The organism is Neobacillus drentensis (assembly GCF_036965425.1).
GTDB classification, from domain to species: domain Bacteria; phylum Bacillota; class Bacilli; order Bacillales; family Cytobacillaceae; genus Neobacillus; species Neobacillus drentensis_F.
This window is the reverse complement of sequence record NZ_JBALPP010000003.1, coordinates 1-23,857: the sequence shown is the minus strand read 5'-3', so window position 1 is coordinate 23,857 and position 23,857 is coordinate 1. Positions and strand designations below refer to the sequence as shown.

Annotated in this window: 24 protein-coding genes and 1 riboswitch; of the genes, 18 read left to right on the top strand and 6 right to left on the bottom strand. The window is 39.0% G+C overall.

Annotated elements, in window-relative coordinates; genetic code table 11:
• Window positions 1-16 precede the first annotated feature (16 nt).
• On the bottom strand, window positions 17-1,231 hold the full coding sequence (locus V7161_RS00220) for an MFS transporter (protein WP_335441749.1): 1,215 nt from the start codon (window positions 1,229-1,231) through the stop codon (window positions 17-19).
• 194 nt (window positions 1,232-1,425) lie between these two features.
• Window positions 1,426-1,533: riboswitch (SAM riboswitch) on the top strand.
• A gap of 122 nt (window positions 1,534-1,655) precedes the next feature.
• Here V7161_RS00220 and V7161_RS00215 point away from each other — a divergent pair.
• The 8 genes from V7161_RS00215 (at window position 1,656) to V7161_RS00180 (ending at window position 8,322) form a co-directional block, all read left to right on the top strand.
• Window positions 1,656-2,771: a sugar ABC transporter substrate-binding protein gene (locus tag V7161_RS00215; protein WP_335441748.1), complete on the top strand. Its 1,116-nt coding sequence runs from the start codon at window positions 1,656-1,658 to the stop codon at window positions 2,769-2,771.
• 83 nt (window positions 2,772-2,854) lie between these two features.
• The gene (locus V7161_RS00210) at window positions 2,855-4,339 is read left to right on the top strand and encodes a sugar ABC transporter ATP-binding protein (protein WP_335441781.1); all 1,485 of its coding nucleotides are present in this window, start codon (window positions 2,855-2,857) and stop codon (window positions 4,337-4,339) included.
• Between the two features lies 1 nt (window position 4,340).
• On the top strand, window positions 4,341-5,342 hold the full coding sequence (locus tag V7161_RS00205; RefSeq protein WP_335441747.1) for an ABC transporter permease: 1,002 nt from the start codon (window positions 4,341-4,343) through the stop codon (window positions 5,340-5,342).
• A gap of 106 nt (window positions 5,343-5,448) precedes the next feature.
• Entirely contained in the window at window positions 5,449-6,192 is a 744-nt protein-coding gene (locus V7161_RS00200; RefSeq protein ID WP_335441746.1) for an alpha/beta hydrolase, read from the top strand.
• A gap of 64 nt (window positions 6,193-6,256) precedes the next feature.
• Entirely contained in the window at window positions 6,257-6,487 is a 231-nt protein-coding gene (locus V7161_RS00195) for a hypothetical protein (protein WP_335441745.1), read from the top strand.
• Between the two features lie 152 nt (window positions 6,488-6,639).
• Window positions 6,640-7,245, top strand: coding sequence for a TetR/AcrR family transcriptional regulator (locus V7161_RS00190; protein ID WP_335441744.1), 606 nt, complete (start codon window positions 6,640-6,642; stop codon window positions 7,243-7,245).
• 14 nt (window positions 7,246-7,259) lie between these two features.
• Complete coding sequence (locus V7161_RS00185; protein ID WP_335441743.1) at window positions 7,260-7,919, top strand: DUF2306 domain-containing protein; 660 nt, start codon at window positions 7,260-7,262, stop codon at window positions 7,917-7,919.
• A 64-nt stretch (window positions 7,920-7,983) separates the two neighbouring features.
• The gene (locus tag V7161_RS00180; RefSeq protein ID WP_335441742.1) at window positions 7,984-8,322 is read left to right on the top strand and encodes a YrdB family protein; all 339 of its coding nucleotides are present in this window, start codon (window positions 7,984-7,986) and stop codon (window positions 8,320-8,322) included.
• Between the two features lie 210 nt (window positions 8,323-8,532).
• On the opposite strand, the gene V7161_RS00175 is transcribed toward V7161_RS00180, so the two are convergent.
• Complete coding sequence (locus tag V7161_RS00175) at window positions 8,533-8,736, bottom strand: YbdD/YjiX family protein (protein WP_335441741.1); 204 nt, start codon at window positions 8,734-8,736, stop codon at window positions 8,533-8,535.
• Window positions 8,729-10,804, bottom strand: coding sequence for a carbon starvation CstA family protein (locus V7161_RS00170; protein WP_335441740.1), 2,076 nt, complete (start codon window positions 10,802-10,804; stop codon window positions 8,729-8,731). The genes V7161_RS00175 and V7161_RS00170 overlap by 8 nt, the downstream gene beginning before the upstream one ends.
• A gap of 179 nt (window positions 10,805-10,983) precedes the next feature.
• On the opposite strand from V7161_RS00170, the gene V7161_RS00165 reads away from it, so the two are divergent.
• From V7161_RS00165 to V7161_RS00145, 5 genes are all read left to right on the top strand, one after another.
• Entirely contained in the window at window positions 10,984-11,745 is a 762-nt protein-coding gene (locus V7161_RS00165; protein WP_335441739.1) for a threonine/serine exporter family protein, read from the top strand.
• Between the two features lie 12 nt (window positions 11,746-11,757).
• Window positions 11,758-12,204 (top strand): threonine/serine exporter family protein, encoded by a 447-nt coding sequence (locus tag V7161_RS00160; RefSeq protein ID WP_289986678.1) that lies wholly within the window; start codon window positions 11,758-11,760, stop codon window positions 12,202-12,204.
• A gap of 188 nt (window positions 12,205-12,392) precedes the next feature.
• Window positions 12,393-13,139, top strand: coding sequence for a C39 family peptidase (locus tag V7161_RS00155; RefSeq protein WP_335441738.1), 747 nt, complete (start codon window positions 12,393-12,395; stop codon window positions 13,137-13,139).
• An 867-nt stretch (window positions 13,140-14,006) separates the two neighbouring features.
• Complete coding sequence (locus V7161_RS00150) at window positions 14,007-14,258, top strand: hypothetical protein (protein ID WP_335441737.1); 252 nt, start codon at window positions 14,007-14,009, stop codon at window positions 14,256-14,258.
• Window positions 14,258-15,286: a potassium channel family protein gene (locus tag V7161_RS00145; RefSeq protein WP_335441780.1), complete on the top strand. Its 1,029-nt coding sequence runs from the start codon at window positions 14,258-14,260 to the stop codon at window positions 15,284-15,286. Before V7161_RS00150 ends, V7161_RS00145 begins: the two co-directional genes overlap by 1 nt.
• Before the next feature lie 27 nt (window positions 15,287-15,313).
• On the opposite strand, the gene V7161_RS00140 is transcribed toward V7161_RS00145, so the two are convergent.
• The 3 genes from V7161_RS00140 to V7161_RS00130 are packed head-to-tail and all read right to left on the bottom strand — an operon-like array spanning window position 15,314 to window position 17,202.
• Window positions 15,314-15,700 (bottom strand): DUF350 domain-containing protein, encoded by a 387-nt coding sequence (locus V7161_RS00140; RefSeq protein ID WP_335441736.1) that lies wholly within the window; start codon window positions 15,698-15,700, stop codon window positions 15,314-15,316.
• A 12-nt stretch (window positions 15,701-15,712) separates the two neighbouring features.
• Window positions 15,713-16,933: a glutathionylspermidine synthase family protein gene (locus V7161_RS00135; RefSeq protein ID WP_335441735.1), complete on the bottom strand. Its 1,221-nt coding sequence runs from the start codon at window positions 16,931-16,933 to the stop codon at window positions 15,713-15,715.
• Window positions 16,934-16,935: 2 nt separating this feature from the next.
• Window positions 16,936-17,202: a hypothetical protein gene (locus V7161_RS00130; protein WP_263297723.1), complete on the bottom strand. Its 267-nt coding sequence runs from the start codon at window positions 17,200-17,202 to the stop codon at window positions 16,936-16,938.
• 137 nt (window positions 17,203-17,339) lie between these two features.
• On the opposite strand from V7161_RS00130, the gene V7161_RS00125 reads away from it, so the two are divergent.
• From V7161_RS00125 to cstA, 5 genes are all read left to right on the top strand, one after another.
• Window positions 17,340-17,786 carry a hypothetical protein gene (locus V7161_RS00125; protein ID WP_335441734.1) on the top strand — a complete coding sequence of 149 codons (447 nt, stop codon included), beginning with the start codon at window positions 17,340-17,342 and terminating at the stop codon, window positions 17,784-17,786.
• 93 nt (window positions 17,787-17,879) lie between these two features.
• Window positions 17,880-19,151 (top strand): ATP-binding protein, encoded by a 1,272-nt coding sequence (locus V7161_RS00120; RefSeq protein ID WP_335441733.1) that lies wholly within the window; start codon window positions 17,880-17,882, stop codon window positions 19,149-19,151.
• A gap of 90 nt (window positions 19,152-19,241) precedes the next feature.
• Window positions 19,242-21,017, top strand: a complete 1,776-nt coding sequence (locus V7161_RS00115; RefSeq protein ID WP_335441732.1) for a sensor histidine kinase — start codon at window positions 19,242-19,244, stop codon at window positions 21,015-21,017.
• Window positions 20,995-21,741, top strand: coding sequence for a LytR/AlgR family response regulator transcription factor (locus V7161_RS00110; RefSeq protein ID WP_335441731.1), 747 nt, complete (start codon window positions 20,995-20,997; stop codon window positions 21,739-21,741). Before V7161_RS00115 ends, V7161_RS00110 begins: the two co-directional genes overlap by 23 nt.
• 138 nt (window positions 21,742-21,879) lie before the next feature.
• Complete coding sequence (cstA, locus tag V7161_RS00105) at window positions 21,880-23,673, top strand: carbon starvation protein CstA (RefSeq protein ID WP_335441730.1); 1,794 nt, start codon at window positions 21,880-21,882, stop codon at window positions 23,671-23,673.
• Window positions 23,674-23,857 lie beyond the last annotated feature (184 nt).

Genomic DNA, 23,857 nt, shown 5'->3' with positions numbered 1-23,857 from the left:
TTTTCTTTTGAAGTTTTTAGGCGGTATGCTTGATAAGCTTTGGATTACGCTGCATAGATACGAGTAAGATAAAGCCGCTGATAATTAATAATGCACTTGTGCTGATAAAAACGGCGGAAAATCCAAAGTAACCTGATAGGAAGCCGCCTAGCATTGGACCGATTATATTGCCGAGAAATCTTAAACTATTGTTATAGCCTAGAACCTCACCTTGCATTGCAATCGGAGCTTCCTGGCGGATGTAAGCAATTCGAACCGGAATAATTCCGCCAATCGTGACGCCGAGGGCGAACCGGATAATAACAAGCTGCCAAAGGCTCGTAACAGCTGCTCCTGGCAGGTAAACAATTCCTGCTAAGAATAAGAGGATGACAAGAATTTTGATATAACCGTATTTGTCTGCAATCTTACCCCATTTTCGAGACATCATTAGATTCCCAAGTCCAGCTGCAGAAAAAGCAATTCCTGAATAAAAGGCGACATTTGTTTTACCATGCAAATCACTAACAAATAAAGACAATATCGGCTGAATGCTAAAGTGGGCTATTTGTACTAAAGCAGAGATAAGAAGAACTGTTAATAAAACCGGATTACGTAAAATATGCTTAAAGACTTCCTTGCTTGAATAATAAGCTTTTGCTCCCTGTTTGACTTCAACACGAAATTCTTTTGCAGCAATAACCAGGATGGATGAAATGAAAATGGATATGGATGTCCACTTAAATGTCGTGGCATAGCCAAGCGAATCTGCTAATATTCCGCCGAGCATCGGTCCAAGTAAAGAACCGGTAATACTGCCTGTTTGCAATGTGCCAAGGACACGCCCAGCAATCTGTTTCGGCGTTTGTGTAGAAATAAATGCCTGAGACATCGGGATAAAACCTGAAAAGAAACCCATGAAAAAGCGTAGCAGCAATAAATGCCAGACGGAATGGACGAAGCTGATTAGGAAAATGGAGGCCGCCATTCCAATTCCTGAAATGATAAGAATTTTCTTCCTTCCATATCGGTCGCCGATTTTCCCCCAGATTGGCGAGAAAAGGAAGGCAGATACAAACGTAATTCCAAACGTTACCCCAGACCAATGCTGTACATATTTCTCTGAAAAATTTCCAAATGTCTCAATATAAAGTGAAATAAAGGGCATTACCATTGTCATACTTCCAGCAACAAAGAAGTTGGCAAACCACATGATCACTAAATTGCGTTTAGCACTTTCCAGTTGGTTCATCGTTCATAACACTTCTTTCTTGAAAGTATTTCGTTTATCTAAATATTATAATACCGAAATTAGTTGATCATTGAAATGGTGTTATTGTAATTTTTAAAAAAGTAATTTATTAAAAATATTCATAATACTATTGACAACTTGTTAATAGGAGTTTAAAGTATGTTTAATACTTAATCAATTAAATCATTTACGTTCTCTTATCAAGAGTGGCAGAGGGACTGGCCCGATGACGCCCAGCAACCGTTCCGATTGGAATTGGTGCTAAATCCTGCAAAACAAGAAATTGTTTTGAGAGATAAGAGAGGAGTAGTCCATTTATTTGCGATGAAACCTCTCTTTTCTGGAGAGGTTTTTTATTTTATATTAAATCAAACTTTTCCAATAGGAGTAAGAAGAATTACGTGAAAAAAGGGGAGCTCACATCATGAAGAGAAAGTTATTTAAAAGTACACTTGTTTCAGCATTAGCCGCCACACTCCTGCTAACTGGCTGTGCCTCAAATGGAGAAACAAAGCAAGCCAGCGGCAATAAAAATGTGTCATTAGAAGGGGTTCCAGAACGATTTGCCAAAGGAGATCCGGTTAAAATTAAGGTTATCCGTAAAATTGGCGGTGACGACCATACGGCTCAATTCTTAGCGGGTGCAAAAGAAGAAGGACAAGCATTAGGTTTTCAGGTGGATGTGTTTACTGCAAATGGGGACACAGCGAAATTCCATGATGCAATCAATCAAGCACTAGATCAGAATTATGACGGATTTGTCATTTCTCATGGAGACGATGATGCAACAGTTAATGATGTGAAGAAGATTGTAGAAAAAGGGAAAAGCGTTGTTGCTTTTGACTCTAATCCAAAGCTTGCTGACATAGATGGAGTTACTTTAACTTCTCAGGATGATGAAGCATTAGCAACCTTAGCTCTTGATCAGCTTGTAAAAGAAACAAAAGGAAAAGCCAATATTGCCTACCTTTGGGTGGACGGCTTCCCGCCAATGGTAAGAAGAAATAAAGTCTATCAGGATGCTCTCGCGAAAAACCCTGGTATTAAAGAAGTCGAGCGCTTCGGGGTAGCTGCTGCAGACACAAGTGTTCAAACTCAAAATGCTGTTGCAGCGATGCTGAATAAATATCCTAAAGGAAAATTGGATGCCATTTTTGCGACTTGGGATGCGTTTGCGATTGGTGCCGCCCGCGCTCTGAAGGAAGCAGGCCGGGAAGAAGTAAAAATCTATGGAATTGATGTTTCCAATGCTGACCTTCAGGAAATCCAAAGAAAAGGCAGTGCATGGAAATACACAGCTGCTGTTGACCCTAAGCTAATTGGTGCTGTAGATATGAGATTACTAGCGAAAAAACTGGCTGGGGAAGAGACGCCAAAAACTTACGACTTAGAAGCTTCACTCGTGACGCAGAAAAACGTTCAGGATTCTAAAGAGGCAGTTAATATGGTAAATCTAGCGACAATCATACCAGGCTGGGGCCAATCTACTGCCTTTGAAGAAGATTGGATGAAAACATTAAAGAAGCATTATAAGAAATAGATGGCATTACACTCTCTTTTTCACAAGATTAAGAGAGTGTTTGCTTAATAGGAGGTGGCATTTTGACGACTACAACATTAGAAATGAAAAACATCTCAATAGAGTTTCCAGGTGTAAAAGCATTGAATCAAGTTCATTTTTCCACGGAAACAGGAAAAATTCAGGCACTGATAGGGGCAAACGGCGCGGGGAAATCGACCTTAATGAAGGTTCTTTCAGGAGCGTATGATCACTATACTGGCGAAATAAGCTTAGCTGGACAAAGTCTAAAAGTCCGTTCCCCTAAAAATGCTCAGGACGCGGGAATACAAATCGTTTACCAAGAAGTCGATACGGCCTTGATTCCCTATTTAACTGTCGCAGAAAATATTATGCTGCTAGACACCGTTCATAACATGGGGAAAAAACAATGGGTGAAATGGAAGGAGATTCATAATCAAGCAAAAAAAATACTGGCAGAAATGAATATTCATCTTTCCACCAAAAAACTAGTAAGCGATTTGACCCTGGCTGAAAAACAAATGGTGTTAATTGCGAGGGCTATTTCTAGGCAGTGTAAGTTTCTCATTTTAGATGAACCGACTGCACCGTTAAGTCATACCGAAACAACAGAACTATTTCGAATCGTTAAGGACTTAATAAAGCAAAATGTAGGAATTATTTTTATCTCACATCGTCTGCCGGAAATCTTTGAAGTTTGTGATGAGATAACTGTAATGCGCAATGGTGAAATTGTTGTAAAAGAGAAGATTTCAGAAACCACTCCAAGCAAAGTGGTCGAGCAAATGCTTGGGCAAAAGCTGGAGGAGCAGTTTCCAGAGAAAAGGGCAAGGTTCGGGAATACAGTCCTCGAGGTAAAAGGTCTTTCCGACGAGGATAAACTTAGAAACCTGCAAATTCAGGTTAAAGCTGGAGAAATCGTTGGAATCGCTGGGCTAGTGGGAGCAGGAAAAACGGAATTATGCAAGGCTCTTTTTGGAGCAGCGAAAATTTCTGCAGGAGAAATTATCCTTAATGGTAAGAAGTTAAAAAGTAAAAGTCCATACGATGCTGTTAAAAATGGGCTTGCATTAGTTCCTGAAGAGCGGCGAAAGGAAGGAATACTCGTACTAGAATCGGTAGAATCCAATTTGACAGCGGCCAATTTAGGAGTGTTTTCAAAGGCATTGAGTTTTTTAGACCGGAAAAAGGAAAAAGAAACGGCCAAACAAATGATCCGCGCACTTGGGATTAAGACTCCATCGGAAGAAACGAAGGTTCAAAACCTATCAGGCGGAAATCAGCAGAAGGTAGCGATTGGAAAATGGCTAGTGGCTGAAGCCGATGTATACCTTTTTGATGAGCCGACAAAAGGTGTTGACGTTGGAGCAAAGAGGGATATCTTTAATTTAATTTCAGATTTAGCTAAGCAAGGTAAAGGAATTATTTATGCATCATCAGAGCTTTCCGAAATCATAGGAATAACCGATCGAGTCTATGTTTTGTATGACGGTAAGTCTGTTAAGGAATTGAAAACAAACGAAACGAATGAAGAAGAACTATTATTCTATTCAACAGGGGGCAGATAAGATGGAAGCAAATATATCAACAAACAAACAGACCCCAGCGAAAAAGCCAATTGAACTTTTTCAGATTTTTTATAAATACGGGACCATTATTACGATTGTCGCACTTATTGTTATTTTTTCTCTTGCCAATCCAACCTTTATTCAAGGAAGCAATATTGTCAATATTTTACGTTCCATCTCGATTGTGACCATTATTGCGATTGGGATCACGATATCTTTATCTGTGGATGGATTTGATCTTTCGGTTGGTTCCGTTGCCTCCCTTTCAAACGCGATTGTCATTTCCATGTTTGTTTGGTTCTCGCAAAACACCTTAATTGCAGTTATTTCAGCGATTGCGGCATCATTAGTAGTTGGCGCCATCAACTCCTTCATGATTGTAAAGCTTCGAATTCCTGATATGCTGTTAACGCTTGCTACGATGTTTATCATCCAAGGGACAGCGCTAACCTACACAAAGGGCGCAACTGTGTCACAAAACATGGTTATGCCGGATGGCTCCATGGCAGCCGGCCTCATCAGTCCATTTTTTGCAAAAATCGGCGAGGTACCATGGATTATTATCATCATGGCAGTGACGGTCATTTTGGTACATGTCTTTTTGACTTATACCAAACATGGGCGCTATATGTACGTTATTGGCGGCAATAAAGAAGCAGCAAGACTTTCCGGTATTCCGGTAAATAAGTATAAAGTGACAGCATACTTGCTTTCTGCTCTTTTTGCATCTATCGGAGGCATTGTTCTTGCATCACGGGTTATGACTTCAGAAATTAATTCAGGTGCACCTTATTTAATGGATTCTGTGGCAGCTGCATTTATTGGTTTTTCAGTCCTTGGGGCAGGAAAGCCAAATGCGTTTGGTACGTTTATAGGTGCGGTATTGATCGGAATTTTACAAAACGGTCTTGTGATGATGTCGGTACCATATTATGCGATGGACATTGTTAAAGGAGCAGTTTTGGCGTTTGCTTTAGCGATAACCTACTATAAACAGAAATAAACAATGAAAAACCTATTCCCTTGGTTGGATAGGTTTTTTGTTTTAAATATGGCAGGTAATCTAAAGGTAAAATCGAATACATATTAAATAGAAAAATTTAGGAGGAATGGGGATGAAATATCCTATTTTAGAAGGCGCAGAACCGTTTTATTTTGAAGGGAGTCATGTTGGAATTTTAATTTCACATGGATTTACCGGATCAACCCAGAGTATGTTCCCGCTCGGTGAGGCCTACGCTAGAGCTGGTTACACGGTGTGCGGACCGCGCCTTAAAGGACATGGTACCCATTATGAGGATATGGAGAAAACCACTTATCAGGATTGGATTGCGTCAATTGAAGAGGGTTTTCAATGGTTAAAAGAGCGGTGTGATACCATATTTGTCACGGGGCTTTCAATGGGCGGGACGCTGACACTTTATATGGCGGAAAATCACCCGGAAATTCGTGCGATTATCGCAATCAATGCAGCAGTGGATATTCCTGAAATGAATCCTGTCCGCCAGTTAGAAGGGGTTAGATTTTTAGATGGAGTTGGTTCAGATATTAAAAAGCCAGACGTAAAAGAGCTTGCCTATGAAAAAACACCTGTTCAATCCGTTAAGGAAGTCCTAAACTTTATGGATCAGGTTAGGGCTGACCTCCATAAGATTAACTGCCCATCATTAATATTTGTTTCCAATGAGGACCATGTCGTTCCTCCTAATAATTCGCAACTAATCTTTGATGAAATCAGTTCTGAGGAAAAAGAAATTCATCACATGAAAGACAGTTATCATGTGGCTACACTTGATAATGATCAACAGATCATAATCGAAAAAACATTACAATTTATCGAAAAAAATCTTTAGGAGACAATTTAGTTGTCTTCTTTTTTTATGTTATTGGAACAATATAGTGAAAGGAGGAAGTTGAATGGAACATTACGAAGCATTTTTGCATAGCAAGAACTGGATTGATAATGACTTAGATGCAAGGTACATAAATGTGAATCATCCCTATGCCATCTTAATTTCAGGTGATGAAGGTCAAATTACTTTAAGAGGTAACTCTGGCTTTGATAATGGTCAAAACGGCGAAGAAATTTTCTCTTTTACTTCCTTGAAAGATCTTCAGGAATGGTATGAAAACAATATTGGGGAGTAGTGCTCTACACGACGGGTTGAATGAAACTCGTCCTTTTTTTATTTTTTTCCAAAAAAAGTATTTACAAATTTTTCATCCATTATATAATTAACACTGTAATATTAGTTAACAGTGTTAACTGCATTGAAAAAGACTTGGAGTGTGAAGTAGAAATGGGCACCAAAGAAAGACGAAAACGGGAAATTGAGGAGATGAGGCTTGAGATCATTGAAGCGGCGGTCCAGTTGTTTCTAACAGACGGGTATGAAAATGTATCGATGAGAAAAATCGCCCAGCAAATCGATTATTCAGCAACAGCTATTTATAAATATTTTGCCAACAAAGAGGAAATTTTGATTCATTTATTAAAACACGGCTATGCCATCTTTCTTACATGCTTAAAAGAAGGTGTGGCTGATTGTAAATCTAGAAATCCGGGGGAAAGACTGAAAGCGTCGTTATATGCCTATATCGATTTTGGATTAAAGCATCCTGAATATTACCGGTTAATCTTCGTCGAAAATCTGCATCAGCTTCAAAAGGTGATGACAGAAGAAGATGACCGGGTAAGAGGGTTTGTATTACTAACCGAAATGGTAATGGCAGCAATGAATGAAGGAGTTCTTAAGAAACACGATGCACATATGGCTGCACAATCTTTATGGGCGTCACTTCATGGCATCACAAGTCTATTAATAACCTTCCCGGACTTTCATTGGCATGAAAAAGAAGGATTTATTGATTTTCAGGTCAATTCAATGATCAAGGGATTAACGTAAGGAGGAAGAGGTAGATGGCAAACCGGAAAATAAATTGGAAAGTTTGGTTAAGTTATTTTGTCGTCTTAGGTTTCATTGGATATATTTTGGTGATGTATGGTTTGAACGATCCGCGCAAGACTGGAATTGTTTCCGGAAAGTTAGAAAATCCTCATTTCCATTACAATACATGGAAAGTCTTATTTTTCTTTCATATTACAACAGGGTCGATTGCTCTAATTCTCGGGCCATTTCAGTTATTAAAGGCGAGCCGGAAAAATATAAAAATACATCGCACTCTTGGAAAAATATATGCAACATCGATTCTCCTAAGCGTTCCCGCGGGAATTTACCTTGCGTTTTATGCAACAGGCGGGATCGGTGCAACAATTGGGTTTCTCATTCTTGATGCATTGTGGTTTTTAACCACGTTCATTGGCCTTAAAAGAATACGGGAACGAAAGATTCAAAGCCACCAAGAATGGATGCTTCGGAGTTATGCCATTACACTTGTCTTTGTCACCTTCCGTTTCCTTGTGCCAATCTTCATGTTTATTCTCCATCTAGGATTCGCCATTAGTTTTCCACTTGCAGTCATTGTTGGGATCATCATTAATCTATTTTTGAGTGAACGATATCTAAAAAAGATACGTAAAGGAAACATAAAAACTAGTCCTATTATCATCAAGGGATAAAAATTTTTCGATTCGCTGATAAACCTATAAACTTAAAGATTACGTCATAAAAAGGGAGAAAAGGATGGAGGCATTAAAAGCAATTAATCTTGGTATTCGATTCCTTTTAGAAATCTTGGTGCTTGTGATATTAGGCTATTGGGGATTTCATGTTTCACAAGGAACAATAATCAAAATCCTGCTTGGCATCGGAACACCCCTACTTGCAGCAGTTATTTGGGGAATGTTTGGGGCACCGAAGGCACCATTCGTACTAAGTGGTTTCTCGTTTCTAGTATTAGAGATTGTCATTTTTGGATTACCAGCAGTCGCTTTGTTTTTTGCTGAAAAACAAACGCTAGCTTTCATTTATGGTTTGCTTGTAGTTGTAAATCTAGTTTTAATGAAAATTTGGCACCAATAAAAAAGGCTCTTTTCGTAAACTTTGTTGCTCTTGGGACTTATTAAGAGTCGTTTACAAAGTTTCCAGGTAATTTTCGCAAATGATTTACGAAAAGATGCCACAAAGAATCATGTTGTACGGGTTGATGAAGCTATACCAAAAACAACAATCTTTGTGAAAATAGCCATAAAAAACAGCCTGCACCTAAATAGGTGTCAGGCTGTTTTCGCTTTAACAGCATCTTGATACTTTTCCGCCCTTTGCGTTGTATCTGGCTTCCTGTGCTTCACAGAAAAATTCTTTTCGTGATTTTATGATCTCACCAGGATGATGCAATTCCATATGCTTAACGTAGGTTTCATAGCTGGGGACACCAACTAGCAGACTAATAAATTGCTTTCTGAAGGAATTAAGTTCCTTTAATTTATTAAGCATATTTTTGGAAATCTCCTTTGTCACGAGGCACATATGGCGATTCGTGCAGCGGTAATTTGTGGTTAGAGATCACTTTGAACCAAATACGAATTGCTGAGATTAATACAACAATGACAACTGCCATGAATATTCCTGTAAGGGTGGCATCAACATAATCATTAATTAAAACTTGTTTCATTTGCGCGGCAGTCGTTGCCGGAGCAAGTACCTTGCCGCCATCATATGCCTCTTTAAAAATTTTCGCATGTGCCAAGAAGCCGATTTTTGGATTGTCATGGAATAATTTTTGCCATCCTGCTGTCAACGTGACGATTAGCAGCCAGGTTGTCGGCAGCAAAGTAACCCACACATATGCTTTTTTGCCCATCTTATAAAGAATAGTTGTACCGAGAAGAAGGGCAATAGCCGCCAGCATTTGATTGGCAATACCGAATAACGGCCAAAGAGTATTGATTCCGCCGAGCGGGTCAATGACACCTTGATACAAGAAGTAACCCCAGAAGAGAACGCATAGCGCCGTGGCAATTATGTTTGGAATGAGCGCTTCAGTTTTGGCAAATGGTTTATAAGCAGATCCAATCAAGTCCTGAATCATAAAGCGTCCAACACGGGTTCCCGCATCAATGGTTGTTAAGATGAATAACGCTTCAAAAAGGATGGCGAAATGGTACCAAAACGCCATTAAGGCCTTCCCGCCAATTACTTTTGAGAAAATAACAGCCATCCCAATCGCAAGTGTTGGTGCACCGCCAGTTCTAGAGAGTATGGTTTGTTCTCCAACATTGCTGGCGATTGTTTTTAAATCATCAGGAGTGACCGTAAAACCCCAGCTTGATACGGTAGTGGCAGCTTGAACAACATCTGTCCCGATTAAGGCAGCTGGACTGTTTATTGCAAAATAAACCCCAGGATGGAGCACACATGCTGCAATCATCGCCATGACGGCTACAAACGATTCTGTCAGCATGGCCCCATAGCCAATCGGGCGGGCATGTGATTCAGTTTCAATCATTTTTGGCGTAGTACCGGAAGAGACCAGTGCATGGAATCCAGAAACAGACCCACAGGCAATAGTTATAAATAAGAAAGGAAAAAGGTTTCCAGCAAACACCGGGCCTGTTCCATCAATAAACTTTGTAACGCCAGACATTTCAAGATTTGGGGCAACAATAATAATGCCCAAGGCAAGTGCAAGGATAGTCCCAACCTTTAAAAAGGTACTTAGATAATCACGAGGAGCGAGCAGCAGCCAAACAGGTAAAACCGCCGCAACAAAACCATAGATAATCATCATGATGGCAATAGTTTCACCCTTAAAGGTAAACATCGCTGCAAGTGCTGGATTTTCAGCAACTGTTTGCCCAAAGAATAAGGAAAGGAGCAAAAGCACAATACCAATCACTGATGCCTCACCCACACGGCCTGGACGAATAAAGCGCATATAAATTCCCATAAAAATGGCAATCGGAATCGTTGCGGCGATTGTGAACATTCCCCATGGACTGCCTACAAGCGCTTTCACAACTACCAATGCTAAAACCGCTAATAAAATGATCATAATGCCTAAAATACCAATCATGGAAACAATGCCTGTAAATTTACCCATCTCATCCTTGATCATTTCACCAAGAGATTTACCGTTTCGGCGCATGGATCCAAACAGAATAATAAAGTCCTGAACAGCACCAGCTAACACAACCCCCACTACTATCCAAAGGGTTCCAGGTAAATATCCCATTTGAGCTGCTAAAATTGGACCTACTAATGGACCTGCACCGGCTATCGCAGCAAAATGGTGTCCAAATAGCACCCATTTGTTGGTGGGAACATAGTCTTTACCATCGTTATGTATTTCTGCCGGTGTTTTCCTTGAATCATCAAGCTGGAAAACCTTTTGGGCAATAAACTTGCTGTAAAAACGGTAAGCAATCGCATAGACACAAACAGCAGCTGTTAACAGCCAAATGGCATTGATGCTTTCGCCATTATTTAAGGCCATCACCGCAAATCCTGCAGAACCCAAGGCTGCAATTACACCCCAGATTAAAATGGATTTTAATGCTTTCAATCATATCGCCACCTTTTGCTAAAATATGACAATAGTATAATTCATTTTTTAGAAAATTTAAATAATTATTTTTTCCTAAATTAAACATTTTGGTGAATATTTAAGTCAAAGATAATTGCTTCAAATCTTTGTTTTGATTAAACTAAGAAACAAATGTTGAAATATGTGGTGAAAAATTAATGGAAAAACAAGTTGAACAAACCTATGACATTATGGAGGTCTGCCTGCTAGCTGGAAAAGTCATGCTTCAAAGCGGCGGGGAAACGTATCGGGTTGAGGATACAATGATGCGGATTGCGGCCTCCTTTGGCATTGAAAAAACACATAGTTATGTTACTCCGACCGGTATCATTTTTTCTGCTGAAGGAGCGGAGCCGACAAAGACTAAGCTAATCAGGATTTCCGAACGGTCCACTGATTTGAAGAAGGTCGCTATGGTAAACAGCATTTCGCGAAGAATTAGCAGCGGCGAATTGAAACTTAAAGAAGCATTAGATCAATTAAAAGAAATTGATTCCTTAAATCTTACTTTTCCTTTTATGGTGCAAGTGGCTGCGGCATCCTTGGCAAGCGGCTGTTTTATGATTATGTTTAATGGGGGCTGGAATGATTTTATCCCCTCGCTCATTTCTGGTGGGATTGGGTATCTTAGTTTTATTTATTTTCACCGGTTCGTCCCAATTAAGTTTTTCTCGGAATTTTTAGCTTCGTTCATAATTGGATTGATGTCTTTTATTTTTGTAATAATCGGTATTGGCCACCAATTGGATAAAATCATTATCGGTTCGGTCATGACCTTAGTTCCGGGGCTTTTAGTAACGAATGCAATCCGGGATTTAATGGCAGGACATTTGGTTTCCGGACTGTCAAAAGGGGCAGAAGCATTTTTGACAGCCTTTGCCATCGGTGCAGGAATTGCAGTAGTCCTATCATTTTTGTAAGGGTGGATAAAATTGGCTATACTAGCACAGTTAATCACGAGTTTTATTGCAACAGGTGCATTTGGGATAATTTTTAATGCACCAAAAGAATCTTTAGTAAAATGTGGACTTATAGGCATGGGTGGCTGGCTCATTTACTATCTTCTCGAGGATTTTTCAGGTGATGCCGTTTTTGCAACTTTGGCTGCGACTGTTTTTGTTGCAGTCATTAGTCAGGAGCTGGCAAAGTTTTATAAAATGCCTGTCATCATTTTTAGTGTAGCCGGGATTATTCCTTTAGTGCCTGGCGGTCTAGCTTATGATGCGATGAGGAATTTTGTTGAAAACGATTATAATTCTGCTTTGGGCTCTGCGGCAAAAGTACTCATGCTTGCCGGATCGATTGCCTTCGGTTTAGTTTTTTCTGAAGTAATTAACCAGTTATTAAAAAAGCTTCATCTAAATAAAACACGAACTTAAAAAAAATGCTCTTTTGCTCGTTCTGCAAAAGAGCATTTCTTTTAAGGAAAACTTAAGGTAATCCGGTTATTATCTAATTGGAAATGATTTTCCTTTATCGTTTAGAGATTTTTTGGTATGGTAATTAGTAGTATATTACTAGTATGAATTTTCAGCCAAGTCTATAACAAGGATGGAATTAATCGGATATGAAAAAAATGTTGATTATCGGTATCATTTTATTAATAACCTTTTTTAGCGCAAAAAGTATTTTGGCGGTGAAGTCGAGCGTGGCTTTACCAGAATTTAAGGCTGTTAATACTCCACTGATTACGAGAGAGGTAGCTTTACAGAAAGAAAGCCCCATTTTACCTGATAGTAAACTATTAGATGTACCCTTGTTAAATCAAATGGATAAACCGCTTTTATATAATGGGTGCGAGGTTACTAGCCTAGCCATGTTGTTGAATTACAGTGGGGTAAAAGTGACGAAAAACGAATTGGCGAAAAATATTAAAACGGTTCCGTTAACCTACAGTAATGGCAAGAAAGGAAATCCAAATGCAGGGTTTGTTGGAGATATGGCACACGGTCCTGGGTTAGGTGTGTATAATGGTCCTGTCTATGAGCTGGCGCAGAAATATGCAGGTGATAAAGCAGTCAATTTAACTGGCAGTCCGTTTACGGATTTATTAAAGAAGATAAGCCAGGGTCATCCAGTTTGGATTATTACTACAGCTAGCTTCGCTCCCGTTTCTGTCTTTCAAACATGGGATACCCCGCAAGGAAAAATCGACATTACCTTTAGTGAACACAGCGTCGTTATCACAGGCTACGATGAAAATTATATTTATATTAACGATCCATATGGCACCAAAAATAAAAAATTGGATCGAGACAATTTTATTAAAGCTTGGGAGCAAATGGGAAAACAAGCAATTATTATAGAAAACTAAAGTGCATGGCCTGAATGGAAAATCAGGTCATTTTTATTCTGAAGGCAATGTAAAGTATTCTATTGGGGAGCTTTGATTTACATTTCATTTACCGTATGAGCTGGTAATATTGCTTTTGGGTAAATGAACTGCACTTTCATTTACCATTTAAGCTCAATATAATACTTTTGGGTAAATGAACCGTACTTTCATTTACCGTATAAGCTCGTAATATTGCATTTGGGTAAATGAACCGCACTTTCATTTACTGTGGAAGCCACTATTTTCTTTTTTCGGGCAACGAACTGCTTCTTATTTAATTGGAAACCTTATTTGTGCTTTAGAAACAAAAACATTCCATTATTGACACAAAGCTATCTAAACTAATTCTTCCCAAGAAATTGGCGAAGGCAGAGGAATGATCATCCCTCTGCCTTCTTTTTGGCTTGGTTCTTAATTTGAACCGATATTGTAACTTGTGAATGGTTGTGTTTTTCCAAGTCAGCCATCGCAAGGTAAAAATTTATATATAATAGTTGTTTATAAAAAACAAGCTTGCCGCGGTTATTCTTCCACCCGATGGTTTTATACCTAAACGACGTAAGCCCTACCTCTCTTACATCCTAACGGCTCCGAAGCCGATCCAGTGTGAATAAGTTTTTTATTTTAAAACATAAGCAGAATGCCAGAAAAATTCTTACATTGCGTTCTTTTTTCTATTACAAGTTACTAATTGTAAAGCACAAAAATTAATATTAAAGGAATTACGTTGTTTTGTCAATAGATTTCCAAAAATTATCCTGAACATTAATCTTATCGCTTAATATTCTTATCATTGAAAAATAACAGTATAATACAAATAGAAAAATAAGGTATAGGGGAAATTTTATGGATATTTTGATAATAGTGTCAGGTGCTATTTTCAGCCTATTAGTCGTTCAGGTACCTTTCTATATATTACAAGGGAAACATGATTTAACGGCAAATTATTTGTCAGCGAAGCAATTTTTTGAAAAATTAAATGCCCCATTAGGCAAGGAGTTTATCACTCTCGAAAACTCAGCCCATATTCCAAATGAAGTAGATTTTAAGAAAATCATTTCATTTTTTTCCAATTTAAAAAGGGGAGTGGGGCATTGATGATATTTTTTCGGAAATTATTTTTAACGGCGTCCAGGTACCGCTACAGAACGGTGTTGTTGATTACAATCCTTTATATTGTTATAAATGCCGAAATTATAAGGATTCTAGAGCCGAAGACCTTTGAAAATACCTTCCATGCTGTATGGTGGATTTTAACGACCATGACAACGGTAGGTTATGGGGATGTTTTTCCTACCACACCGCTAGGAAGAATTTGGGCTATGCTCATTGTTTATACACTGGGGATTGGAGTGTTTGGTACGGTGATTGGCATGATTGTCGATGGTGTTTCCCAGTATAAACGGATGAAGGAGGAAGGTAAAATGACTTTTAGAGGAGAAAATCATTTTGTTATTGTCGGGTGGACGGCTAAAAGTAAGAATACCATAAAGGAATTGTTTATAGCAGAACCTAAAACTGAAATTGTTCTAATAGATGAATTGGAGAAGACCCCCTATGAACATGAACGGTTTCTTTATATTCAAGGGAGTCCGACTGATGAAGACATTTTGAGAAAAGCTAAGATTGAAAAAGCAAAAGCGGTTCTTTTGTTTGCTCCAGATGGTATCGACAATCCGGATCTGGCGGATGGAAAAACACTTTTAGTAGCTTCCTCGATTGAACGGTACGATGACGGCACGGAAAAAGAAATTTATACGATTGCAGAGATATTAAATGAAAAGCATGTTGGTAATTTTAAGCATGTTAAAATTGATGAATTTATCCTTTCGCACGAATCTGTATCTAATCTGATGGCAAAATCTGCTCAGACGAAAGGAGCCAGCCACCTCTTCACACAATTATTAAGCCGCAAAGACGGTGAGGATGGAAGTGATTTATGGGAGGTTGAAGTTAACCCTGAATGGAAAACTTATGGGGAGGCATATGAAAGTCTTAAGCAAAAAGGGGCACAATTAATTGCAGACCGAAGCGATTTGAACATTTTGAAAAAATGGCAAGAACCTATTCCTAAGGACGCAAGGTTATTTGTCATTTGCGACAAGAAAACCTACCAGGCCATCTAAAAAAACGCATCCACGGGATGCGTTTTTTCAATAGGTTAAACAGCCGGCAATCACAACCCCGATTGAAATCGATAAAAACATAAGAAAAAGTCCGACTGCCTGGTTATCTTCCTCGATGCTTTGGTTGACATTAAATCGTGGTGTCAGCCATTCTGCTAGGTAAAAAACTATAATCTGCGCTAGAATGCCAATCGCTCCCCAAATTACCATGTCTATGAGAGAAATCGAATTGGCAGCGGTTGAATACAAAACGATTCCAAGACCAAGGAGACGGCCGCCTAGTACATAGCTCGCTGCTTTATTTCCTTTCGCCATTAAAGAAAATTCCTTAACCTTTGTTGTTACTTCCATAAGAAAAAGTCCCGCTAGTAAAAGCCCAAGCGATACGGCCAAGTATAATAAGAAATTTGCCATTTACGTTCCCCCTTATTTTTTTATTCCCACCGGTAAAAAGTAAGATTCATTCCCTGTGATTTTCCCGCCTGCACGAATTCCAATGCTGCTAGGCTTGCCGGCAATAAGAAATGAACCGAACACGTAGGAGAGTTCCTCCATTCCTTTTTCTGTTTCCAGTGAAACAGTTGGAAGAGGTACATAGGACTGAAAGACAGGAAGTTCTTGTTCATAGGTTTGAAATGAATTTTGCTCAGTGATTTCGGAATGTTGATTCCAAATTTTAATAGAATCTCCTTCTCTGCCAAACGATGGTTTTTGGACAAAGGCACAAGTGCCTAAAAATGAATCTGGCTCAAGATAGGTAGGAAGCATATATTCCTTAATCCATTTTTGTTCTTCTGCTGAGTAAAAGGCTCCTTGCTCAGCTAATCCCCAAATTAGACTTTGAATGGATTTAGGCTGGAGAAGAAAAGCGGAAACAGGATTTACAATCGAGATTTTCCCTTCCTTTGCAAGCTTTAGTAATTCGATTCCAACAAGATCGCCTGATTCAGAGTCCTTGTCTTCGATAAGATGCTCAAGTGGATAGGTTTGGCGGTACAAAACATCTATGACCTCGCCGTCTGGATCGAATAAAGCATGATTTGTGATGCGAAGATCACTTAAAGGAACCGTTTTATTTTTCACCTGACAAAGCTCACTTAAATATAGAGTGGTGTTCCAATCCTCCATATGATCCTCATGGGCAGTGAACACCACGTTCGGTGACATTTTTCCGGCTGACGCCTCTATTACGGCTTTTGTAAGACCAGAGGAAAGGAGCCTTTCCCCGTCATTATTCGGATTTAGAATATCGAATTCCCCACAAACCAGTCCGTTCATTTGAAAACATTCCACAATAAAGGTTGGTGTGTCGCTATTGAATTCGAGTAATTTAACGCCATTTTTCGTCAGCGCGAAATCGAAACGGGAAATAACAGATTCCGGAAAAAGAGTTTTTTCTCTAATAAATGGAAGGCTCCCTTTTGGATATCCGAATTCAAGCAGCTGTTCATCCGTCAGATTTCGAAGCAGAACGGCTGTCTTAAAAAAAATCTGTCCCATTCGTTCTGTTGCTTGTTTAATTCTAAGGTGGATTTCCTGCGTTATTGTAAATACGTGAAAAAGACTGTACTCGCTCCCGTATAAATCTGACCAAAAGAATGGATATCGTGCATAAAAGTCTTTGCGTTTTTCAACATAATCAGACATTTCTATCCTCCAAATCCACCTTTCGACCCGCTCCCAAATCCTCCCTTAAAGCTTGAGGAAGATTTATAGGATTTATAGGAGGAGGATTTCAAGAGGGAGGATTTATTCCTATAATAGCTTCCCCCGTAAAAATAATGTCCATAATGACTTGAATGGCTGTCATCGCATTGCCACACACCTTGATCATCGTCCCATTCCCAATCTCTGCAGCTGCTGTCATTGGGCTTTGGCGGAAGATCATCTGAACAGCCTGAAAGCGTTCCGGCCATAAGAGAAGTAAGAACACCAGTTATTAACCATTGTGTTTTCTTCACCTTACCACTCTCCTTCTTTGTTATATATTTTAATTATAAAAGTAAAATTGAGGAAAACAATGGTAAAATTAGTAGAAAAGGAGTGATAACCTGTGAGACTGGAATATCGGCTTGATGATGACCACCAGTACCCTGCCCTTTGGAATTACATGAATCTTTCTGCTTCAGAAACAGTGGCAAGGATGTCCTGTGAATTTTTTGTGAAAGAAGGAGAGACATATGTTGTCACTGCAACTGCCATGGACCCGGATGGGACTGCAGTAATATACATCAAAAAAGAAAGTTTTACGAATGATTCAGCGGAAATCCACTATTCTCATATTGGCTTTGAGATAAGAGAACTTAATAGAAGCGGTTCAAGCCTAATAGAGCATAAGGATGTTTGGGATCATGAGGAAGTGCTCCCTGCCCTCCACTCAGAGTATATTTATATACAAAAGAATGGGAAATTTGTTGAGTTCGCTATGGATTCCAGGGAAATTGACGAAGATAGGAAATGTTATGTATACTATGGTAATTTTACGGGAAAAAGCCGATGATTTTTTTTTAGTATAATTTTTTGAAAATTGAAGGAATATGACGATTTTCGTCGTATTGTTATCCTTATATATGGTTAACTGTGGGGGAATACAATGCTGGCAGAAAAACTTCTTTTGAATTTATTAATCACCATCGCACCTGTCCTTTTTTGTAGCGCGCTTTTAGATCATAAGAACAAATTAAATAATCCCTACCTTGTAGGAATATTGCACAGTATTGCGGCGCTTGCTTGCATGACTTTTTCATATGCCAACTATGGATTCTATTGGGACCTCCGATATGTTCCTGTTATTGTAGCCTTTTTATACGCAGGGAGGGCTGCAGGAGGTACGGTTTTACTAACCATTATTATTGCCCGTATATTAATGGGAGGAGATACAGTTTTATTTGGAATTGTAAACAGTTTATTTACTGCTCTTATTCCATTTCTCATGATCAAAAAGTTTTGGAACTGCCCGCCAAATAAACGTGTAATTCTAACTATCTTAGCCGGTGGCTGGTCTCTTGTTGTTTGCTATCTATCACTTAGAGTTTCCCGCTATTTTGAGGGAGATTTATTTAAATTAGACTTCAATATTCCAGACCTACTCCTTGTTGGTTTAATTGAAACCATTTCTATTGCTTTAGCCGCAAAGCTCTATGAAGGAATGATTGAAAGAAATAAAATGAAGGAGGAGATCCAGCGTGCCGAAAAGCTTAATACGCTTGGAGAACTTGCTGCTTCCATTGCACATGAGGTCCGCAATCCATTAACAGTTGTCAAGGGATTTCTTCAGTTGATGCAGCAGCAAGAGGCAGGGAAGAATTATGAATATCTTACGCTAGTATTAAGTGAATTAGCTCGTGCGGAATCGATTATCAATGACTACCTGAATTTTGCAAAACCAAAATTTGAAAAAATAGAAGAATTTCTGTTGACCGAGGTTTTATCAGAGGTAATGATGCTTCTAGCTCCTTTGGCAGCAAAACAGGGTGTTCAGTTAGAAAGTCAGCTTGATTATGCGGAATTTATTCTTTTTACTGACCGTAACCAATTAAAACAAGCGCTCGTTAATTTAATTAAAAATGCGATTGAAGCAACCCCAGAAGGCGGTAAAGTAACCATACATAACAAATCAGATCAAACCTCGGCCTCCATATTAATCTCTGATACTGGAAAAGGAATGACCCCTGAACAATTATCACGGATAGGAACGTTATTTTATACGACAAAAGATAAAGGTACTGGTCTAGGCACGTCTGTTTCTTTAAGAATTATAGAAACAATGCGTGGAAAAGTTTCCTATCAAAGCGAACCAGGGCTAGGGACCATCGTGACGATGGTACTTCCGTCAGGGAGAAAAGAGGAACTAGTAAATATTTAACAAGCAAAACTAACCGCTCGTTTGACCGGTTAGTTTATTTTTTTGATATAGTTATATTATCAAAGAAAGTCTTTTAAAAAGGAGAGTACTATGATTGAATTATTGCCGCTTATGTTAGAGCGTGTTGGAATCCTAATCATTGTTGCATTCCTTCTCTCGAGAATGAAATCTTTTCGTGAGATTATCCATAATGAGCATGGCATTCGGGCAAAGATAGTCATGATTGCCATTTTTGGTGTATTTGGAATTATTAGTAATTATACAGGAGTAAAGATTGGACACGGTACCATTACCTCCCAGGAATGGCTGTCAGATATGGATAGTGAAAGTGCCATTGCAAATACGAGAATAATGGGTGTAACGATGGGAGGATTGCTGGGCGGTCCAATAGTTGGTGTTGGCGTAGGGTTAATCGCCGGTTTGCATAGATTGACATTGGGTGGTTTTACAGGATTTGCTTGTGCATTGTCCACCATTTTGGCTGGAATAGTTACTGGCAGTTTAAGCAAACGCTTTAAAATTCAAGATGGAAATTCCCATTGGAAAGCAGTCATCATGGGAGTTTTAATGGAATGTGTCCAAATGGGAATTATTCTTCTTTTAGCAAAGCCATATGAGGAAGCGCTGCATCTTGTCGAATTAATTGCTTTCCCGATGATTGTAATTAACGGATTTGGTACATTATTATTCCTGCTCATTATACAGGAAATTCTTCAAGAGCAGGAGCGGACACGCGCACTTCAAACGCATAAAGCTTTATATATTGCGAACCAAACACTTCCGTTCTTTCGTCAAGGCTTGAATGTTGATTCGTGCAAGAAAGCAGCTGAAATTATTCTGAAATGGACACATGCAGATGCGATTTCGATCACTGACCAAACACAGGTATTAGCCCATGTCGGGGCTGCTTCCGATCATCATGTCCCGCTTGGAAATATGTCAACAGAATTAACGAAAAAAGTATTGGACGAGGGCAGGATTATTATTGCAAAATCCCCAGAAGAAATTAAGTGCTTTGACTCAAACTGCCCTTTAAAGGCGGCCATCGTCTTACCATTAAAGGTCCACGAAAAAACCGTTGGTACGTTAAAGCTTTATTTTACGGATGTCAGTAAGCTTGATCTTGTTGAACAAGAACTTGCGGGTGGATTAGGCCAATTGTTTTCAGGACAGCTGGAAATGGGTGAGCTCGAAATGCAAAGAAGGTTATTAAAGGATGCTGAGATAAAGGCTTTACAAGCTCAAGTTCATCCTCATTTTTTGTTTAATGCTATAAATACAATCTCCAGCCTAATACGTACGGATGCAGATAAAGCACGGAGCCTTCTGATTAAATTAAGTACTTTCTTTCGCAGCAATCTTCAGGGCTCGAGGCAAATGCTAATACCCCTTGAAAAAGAGCTTGAACATGTTGATGCCTATTTAACGATCGAGCAGGCGCGTTTTCCGAACCGTTATAAGGTTGAATTAGATATAGATGAATCATTAGAAAAGGTGCTGATTCCTCCTTTTACCTTACAGCCGCTTGTCGAAAACGCCATTCGTTATGCATTCCCTAAAGCTCAAAATGGTACAGTAAAGGTCCGATGCTTTAGAGAAGGGGAGAAAATAGTTCTGCTAACGGAGGACGACGGAAAAGGAATCTCGCAAGAATTACTCTCTTCACTAGGAAATCAGACGGTGGATTCAGTGGGTGGAACTGGTACGGCCTTATGGAATATCAAAAAACGGATTGAAGAAATCTACGGGCAAACCGCCTCTTTTCAAATAAACAGTTGGCCTAATAAAGGAACCAAGGTTTTCATAACATTACCTGAAAATCAACAAAAATGGGGTGAGGTTGTTGCTAAAGGCATTTATCGTTGATGATGAACCGCTTGCAAGGGATGAACTGGTCTTTCTCCTTAAAAGGAGCAAACAGGTTGAAATAGCCGGTGAGGCAGATTCTGTTGAGGCGGCTTTTGAAAAATTAGCGAACCTTGAAATTGATGTTATTTTTTTAGATATCCAGCTTGCAGATGAAAGCGGAATGGAAATTGCCGCGCGAATTAATGAATTGGAATATCCTCCATTAATAGTATTTGCAACAGCTTTTGATGAGTATGCTTTAAAGGCTTTTGAATTAAATGCGGCTGATTATATTCTTAAACCTTTTGATGAGAAGAGAGTCCAGCAGACGATTGAAAAACTTTATAGGGTTGTTGGAAACAAGGAACCAAACATTACTCTTTCATCAAGAAAAAAATCTCTTTCTCATGAGAGGACAGAAAAGCTGGCTGTTACTGTTGATGAAAAAATTGTCTTGATAAATCTTAATGAAATTCATTATATTGGTTCAATCGAGGGGAAAACTGTCATAGCCGCATATAAACAGAAACACATTGTAAATGACCCACTTGTCATGTTTGAAAGGAAGCTTCACCATTCTTCCATCCTTCGAGTTCATAGGGCTTATCTAGTAAATATTGATGCGATTAACGAGATTGAGCCGTGGTTTAATTCAACCTATAATTTAATCATGAAGGATGGAGAAAAAGTTCCGGTCAGCAGAACTTATACAAAAGAGCTAAAACAGCTGCTCGGTTTTTGAGCAGTTGTTTTTGTATTTCATACTATTATTCTTGTTTTTCATCCGAAAATTCTTGCATTTCAGCCTGAAAACCTAATGGTAACGTTTTCTTTCGATATGATAGAGATAAGAAAAAAGGAATCAGGGGGTTGAAATAAAATGAATGCGGTTTCAATTGTAATAGGTTCAATTTGTATTTTGATGATTGCTTATCGCTTATATGGAACATTCATGGCTGTAAAGGTGTTGAAATTAGATGATTCAAAACCGACACCAGCTCATGAATTAAATGATGGAAAGGATTATGTGCCAACTAATAAGTGGGTAACATTTGGTCATCATTTTGCTGCAATCGCAGCAGCAGGGCCTCTTGTAGGTCCTATTCTTGCAGCACAATTTGGCTATTTGCCAGGATTATTATGGCTGCTGATTGGAGCGGTAATAGGCGGAGCGGTTCATGATGCAGTAGTTCTCTTTGCATCTATGCGAAAAAAAGGAAAATCCTTATCCGAAGTTGCAAAAGAGGAACTTGGACCAGTTGCAGGTTTTTGTACGGGTCTAGCGATGCTGTTCATAATAACGATAACGATGGCAGGTCTATCCATGGTTGTACTTCATGCTCTCGAAAACAATCCATGGGGAACGTTTTCGGTAGGAATCACGATTCCAATTGCAATGTTTGTAGGAATTGCTTATAAAAAAACGGGCAACTTGAAATTAACCTCAACAATTGGCTTTATTCTTGTCATGGTTGGAGTTTTTGTTGGTCCTTCTATCCAAGATACGGCTTTAGGTGATTGGTTGACATTAGACACAAAAACATTGGCTATTATTCTGCCAATCTATGCATTTTTTGCAGCAGCCCTACCAGTTTGGCTTTTACTTGCGCCACGCGATTATTTAAGCAGCTTTATGAAAATAGGGGTATTTATTGCTTTAATTATTGGAGTATTTATTATTAATCCTACTATTGAGATGCCGGCTTTTACAAAATTCACTCAAGGGGGCGGGCCGGTTTTAGGTGGACCAGTATGGCCGTTTATCTCCATAACCATTGCCTGCGGTGCAATTTCCGGCTTCCATGCATTTGTTGGCTCAGGTACAACGCCAAAAATGCTAGATCGTTGGTCAGATATTAAGGTTGTTGGTTTTGGAGCAATGTTAGTTGAATGTGTTGTGGGAATCATGGCGTTAATTGCTGCAACTGCTCTCCAGCCTGCAGATTACTTTGCTATTAACTCAACACCTGAAGTATTCAAGACTTTAGGCATGAATGTGGTGGAGTTACCGAAACTTGCTAAGGAAATTGGGATTGATCTAGAAGGCAGAACCGGTGGCGCAGTTACCTTAGCTGTCGGGATGACCTACATTTTTACTGGTATTCCTTGGTTTGCGAAGCTATCATCTTATTTCTTCCAATTTGTCATTATGTTTGAAGCGGTGTTTATCCTCACGGCGATTGACTCCGGAACGCGTGTAGCGCGTTATTTAATACAAGACTTTTTTGGTGAATTTTATAAACCTTTGAAAAAAACTGATTGGCTTCCAGGGTCAATTATTGCAAGTGCTTTAGCATGCTTTATGTGGGGATATTTATTATTCTCAGGCGACATTGGTTCTGTATGGGCTCTGTTTGGAGTTTCAAACCAATTAATGGCTTCGATTGGTCTAATAGTTGGTGCCACTGTTATTCTCAAATTTGCAGATAAACGACGCTATATGCTTACTTGCCTTGTCCCGCTTTCGTATTTGTTCGTGACGGTAAACTATGCAGGATACTGGATGGTAAAAAACGTTTATCTCAATACCGCTTCAACTGGCTATAGTGTTCTTAATGGAATATTATCAATCATCATGTTAATACTTGGAATGGTAATTATGGTGAGTGCAATTAAGAAATGGATTAGTATGTGGAATTCACCACGAGTTCAGCTGGAATCAAAAGTAGCATAAATAAAAACTAATAAAAAGATGACATCAATCTCCCTTGTGATGTCATCTTTTTTTGTTTGATAAACAGAATTATAAAATAATTTTACTTTATTGATATAGTATAAAGTGCATTTATATTTTATGTGTATTTATATATATTCTAGAAGAATGTCTAATTCCCAGTATTTATCCATTGGTATTATTT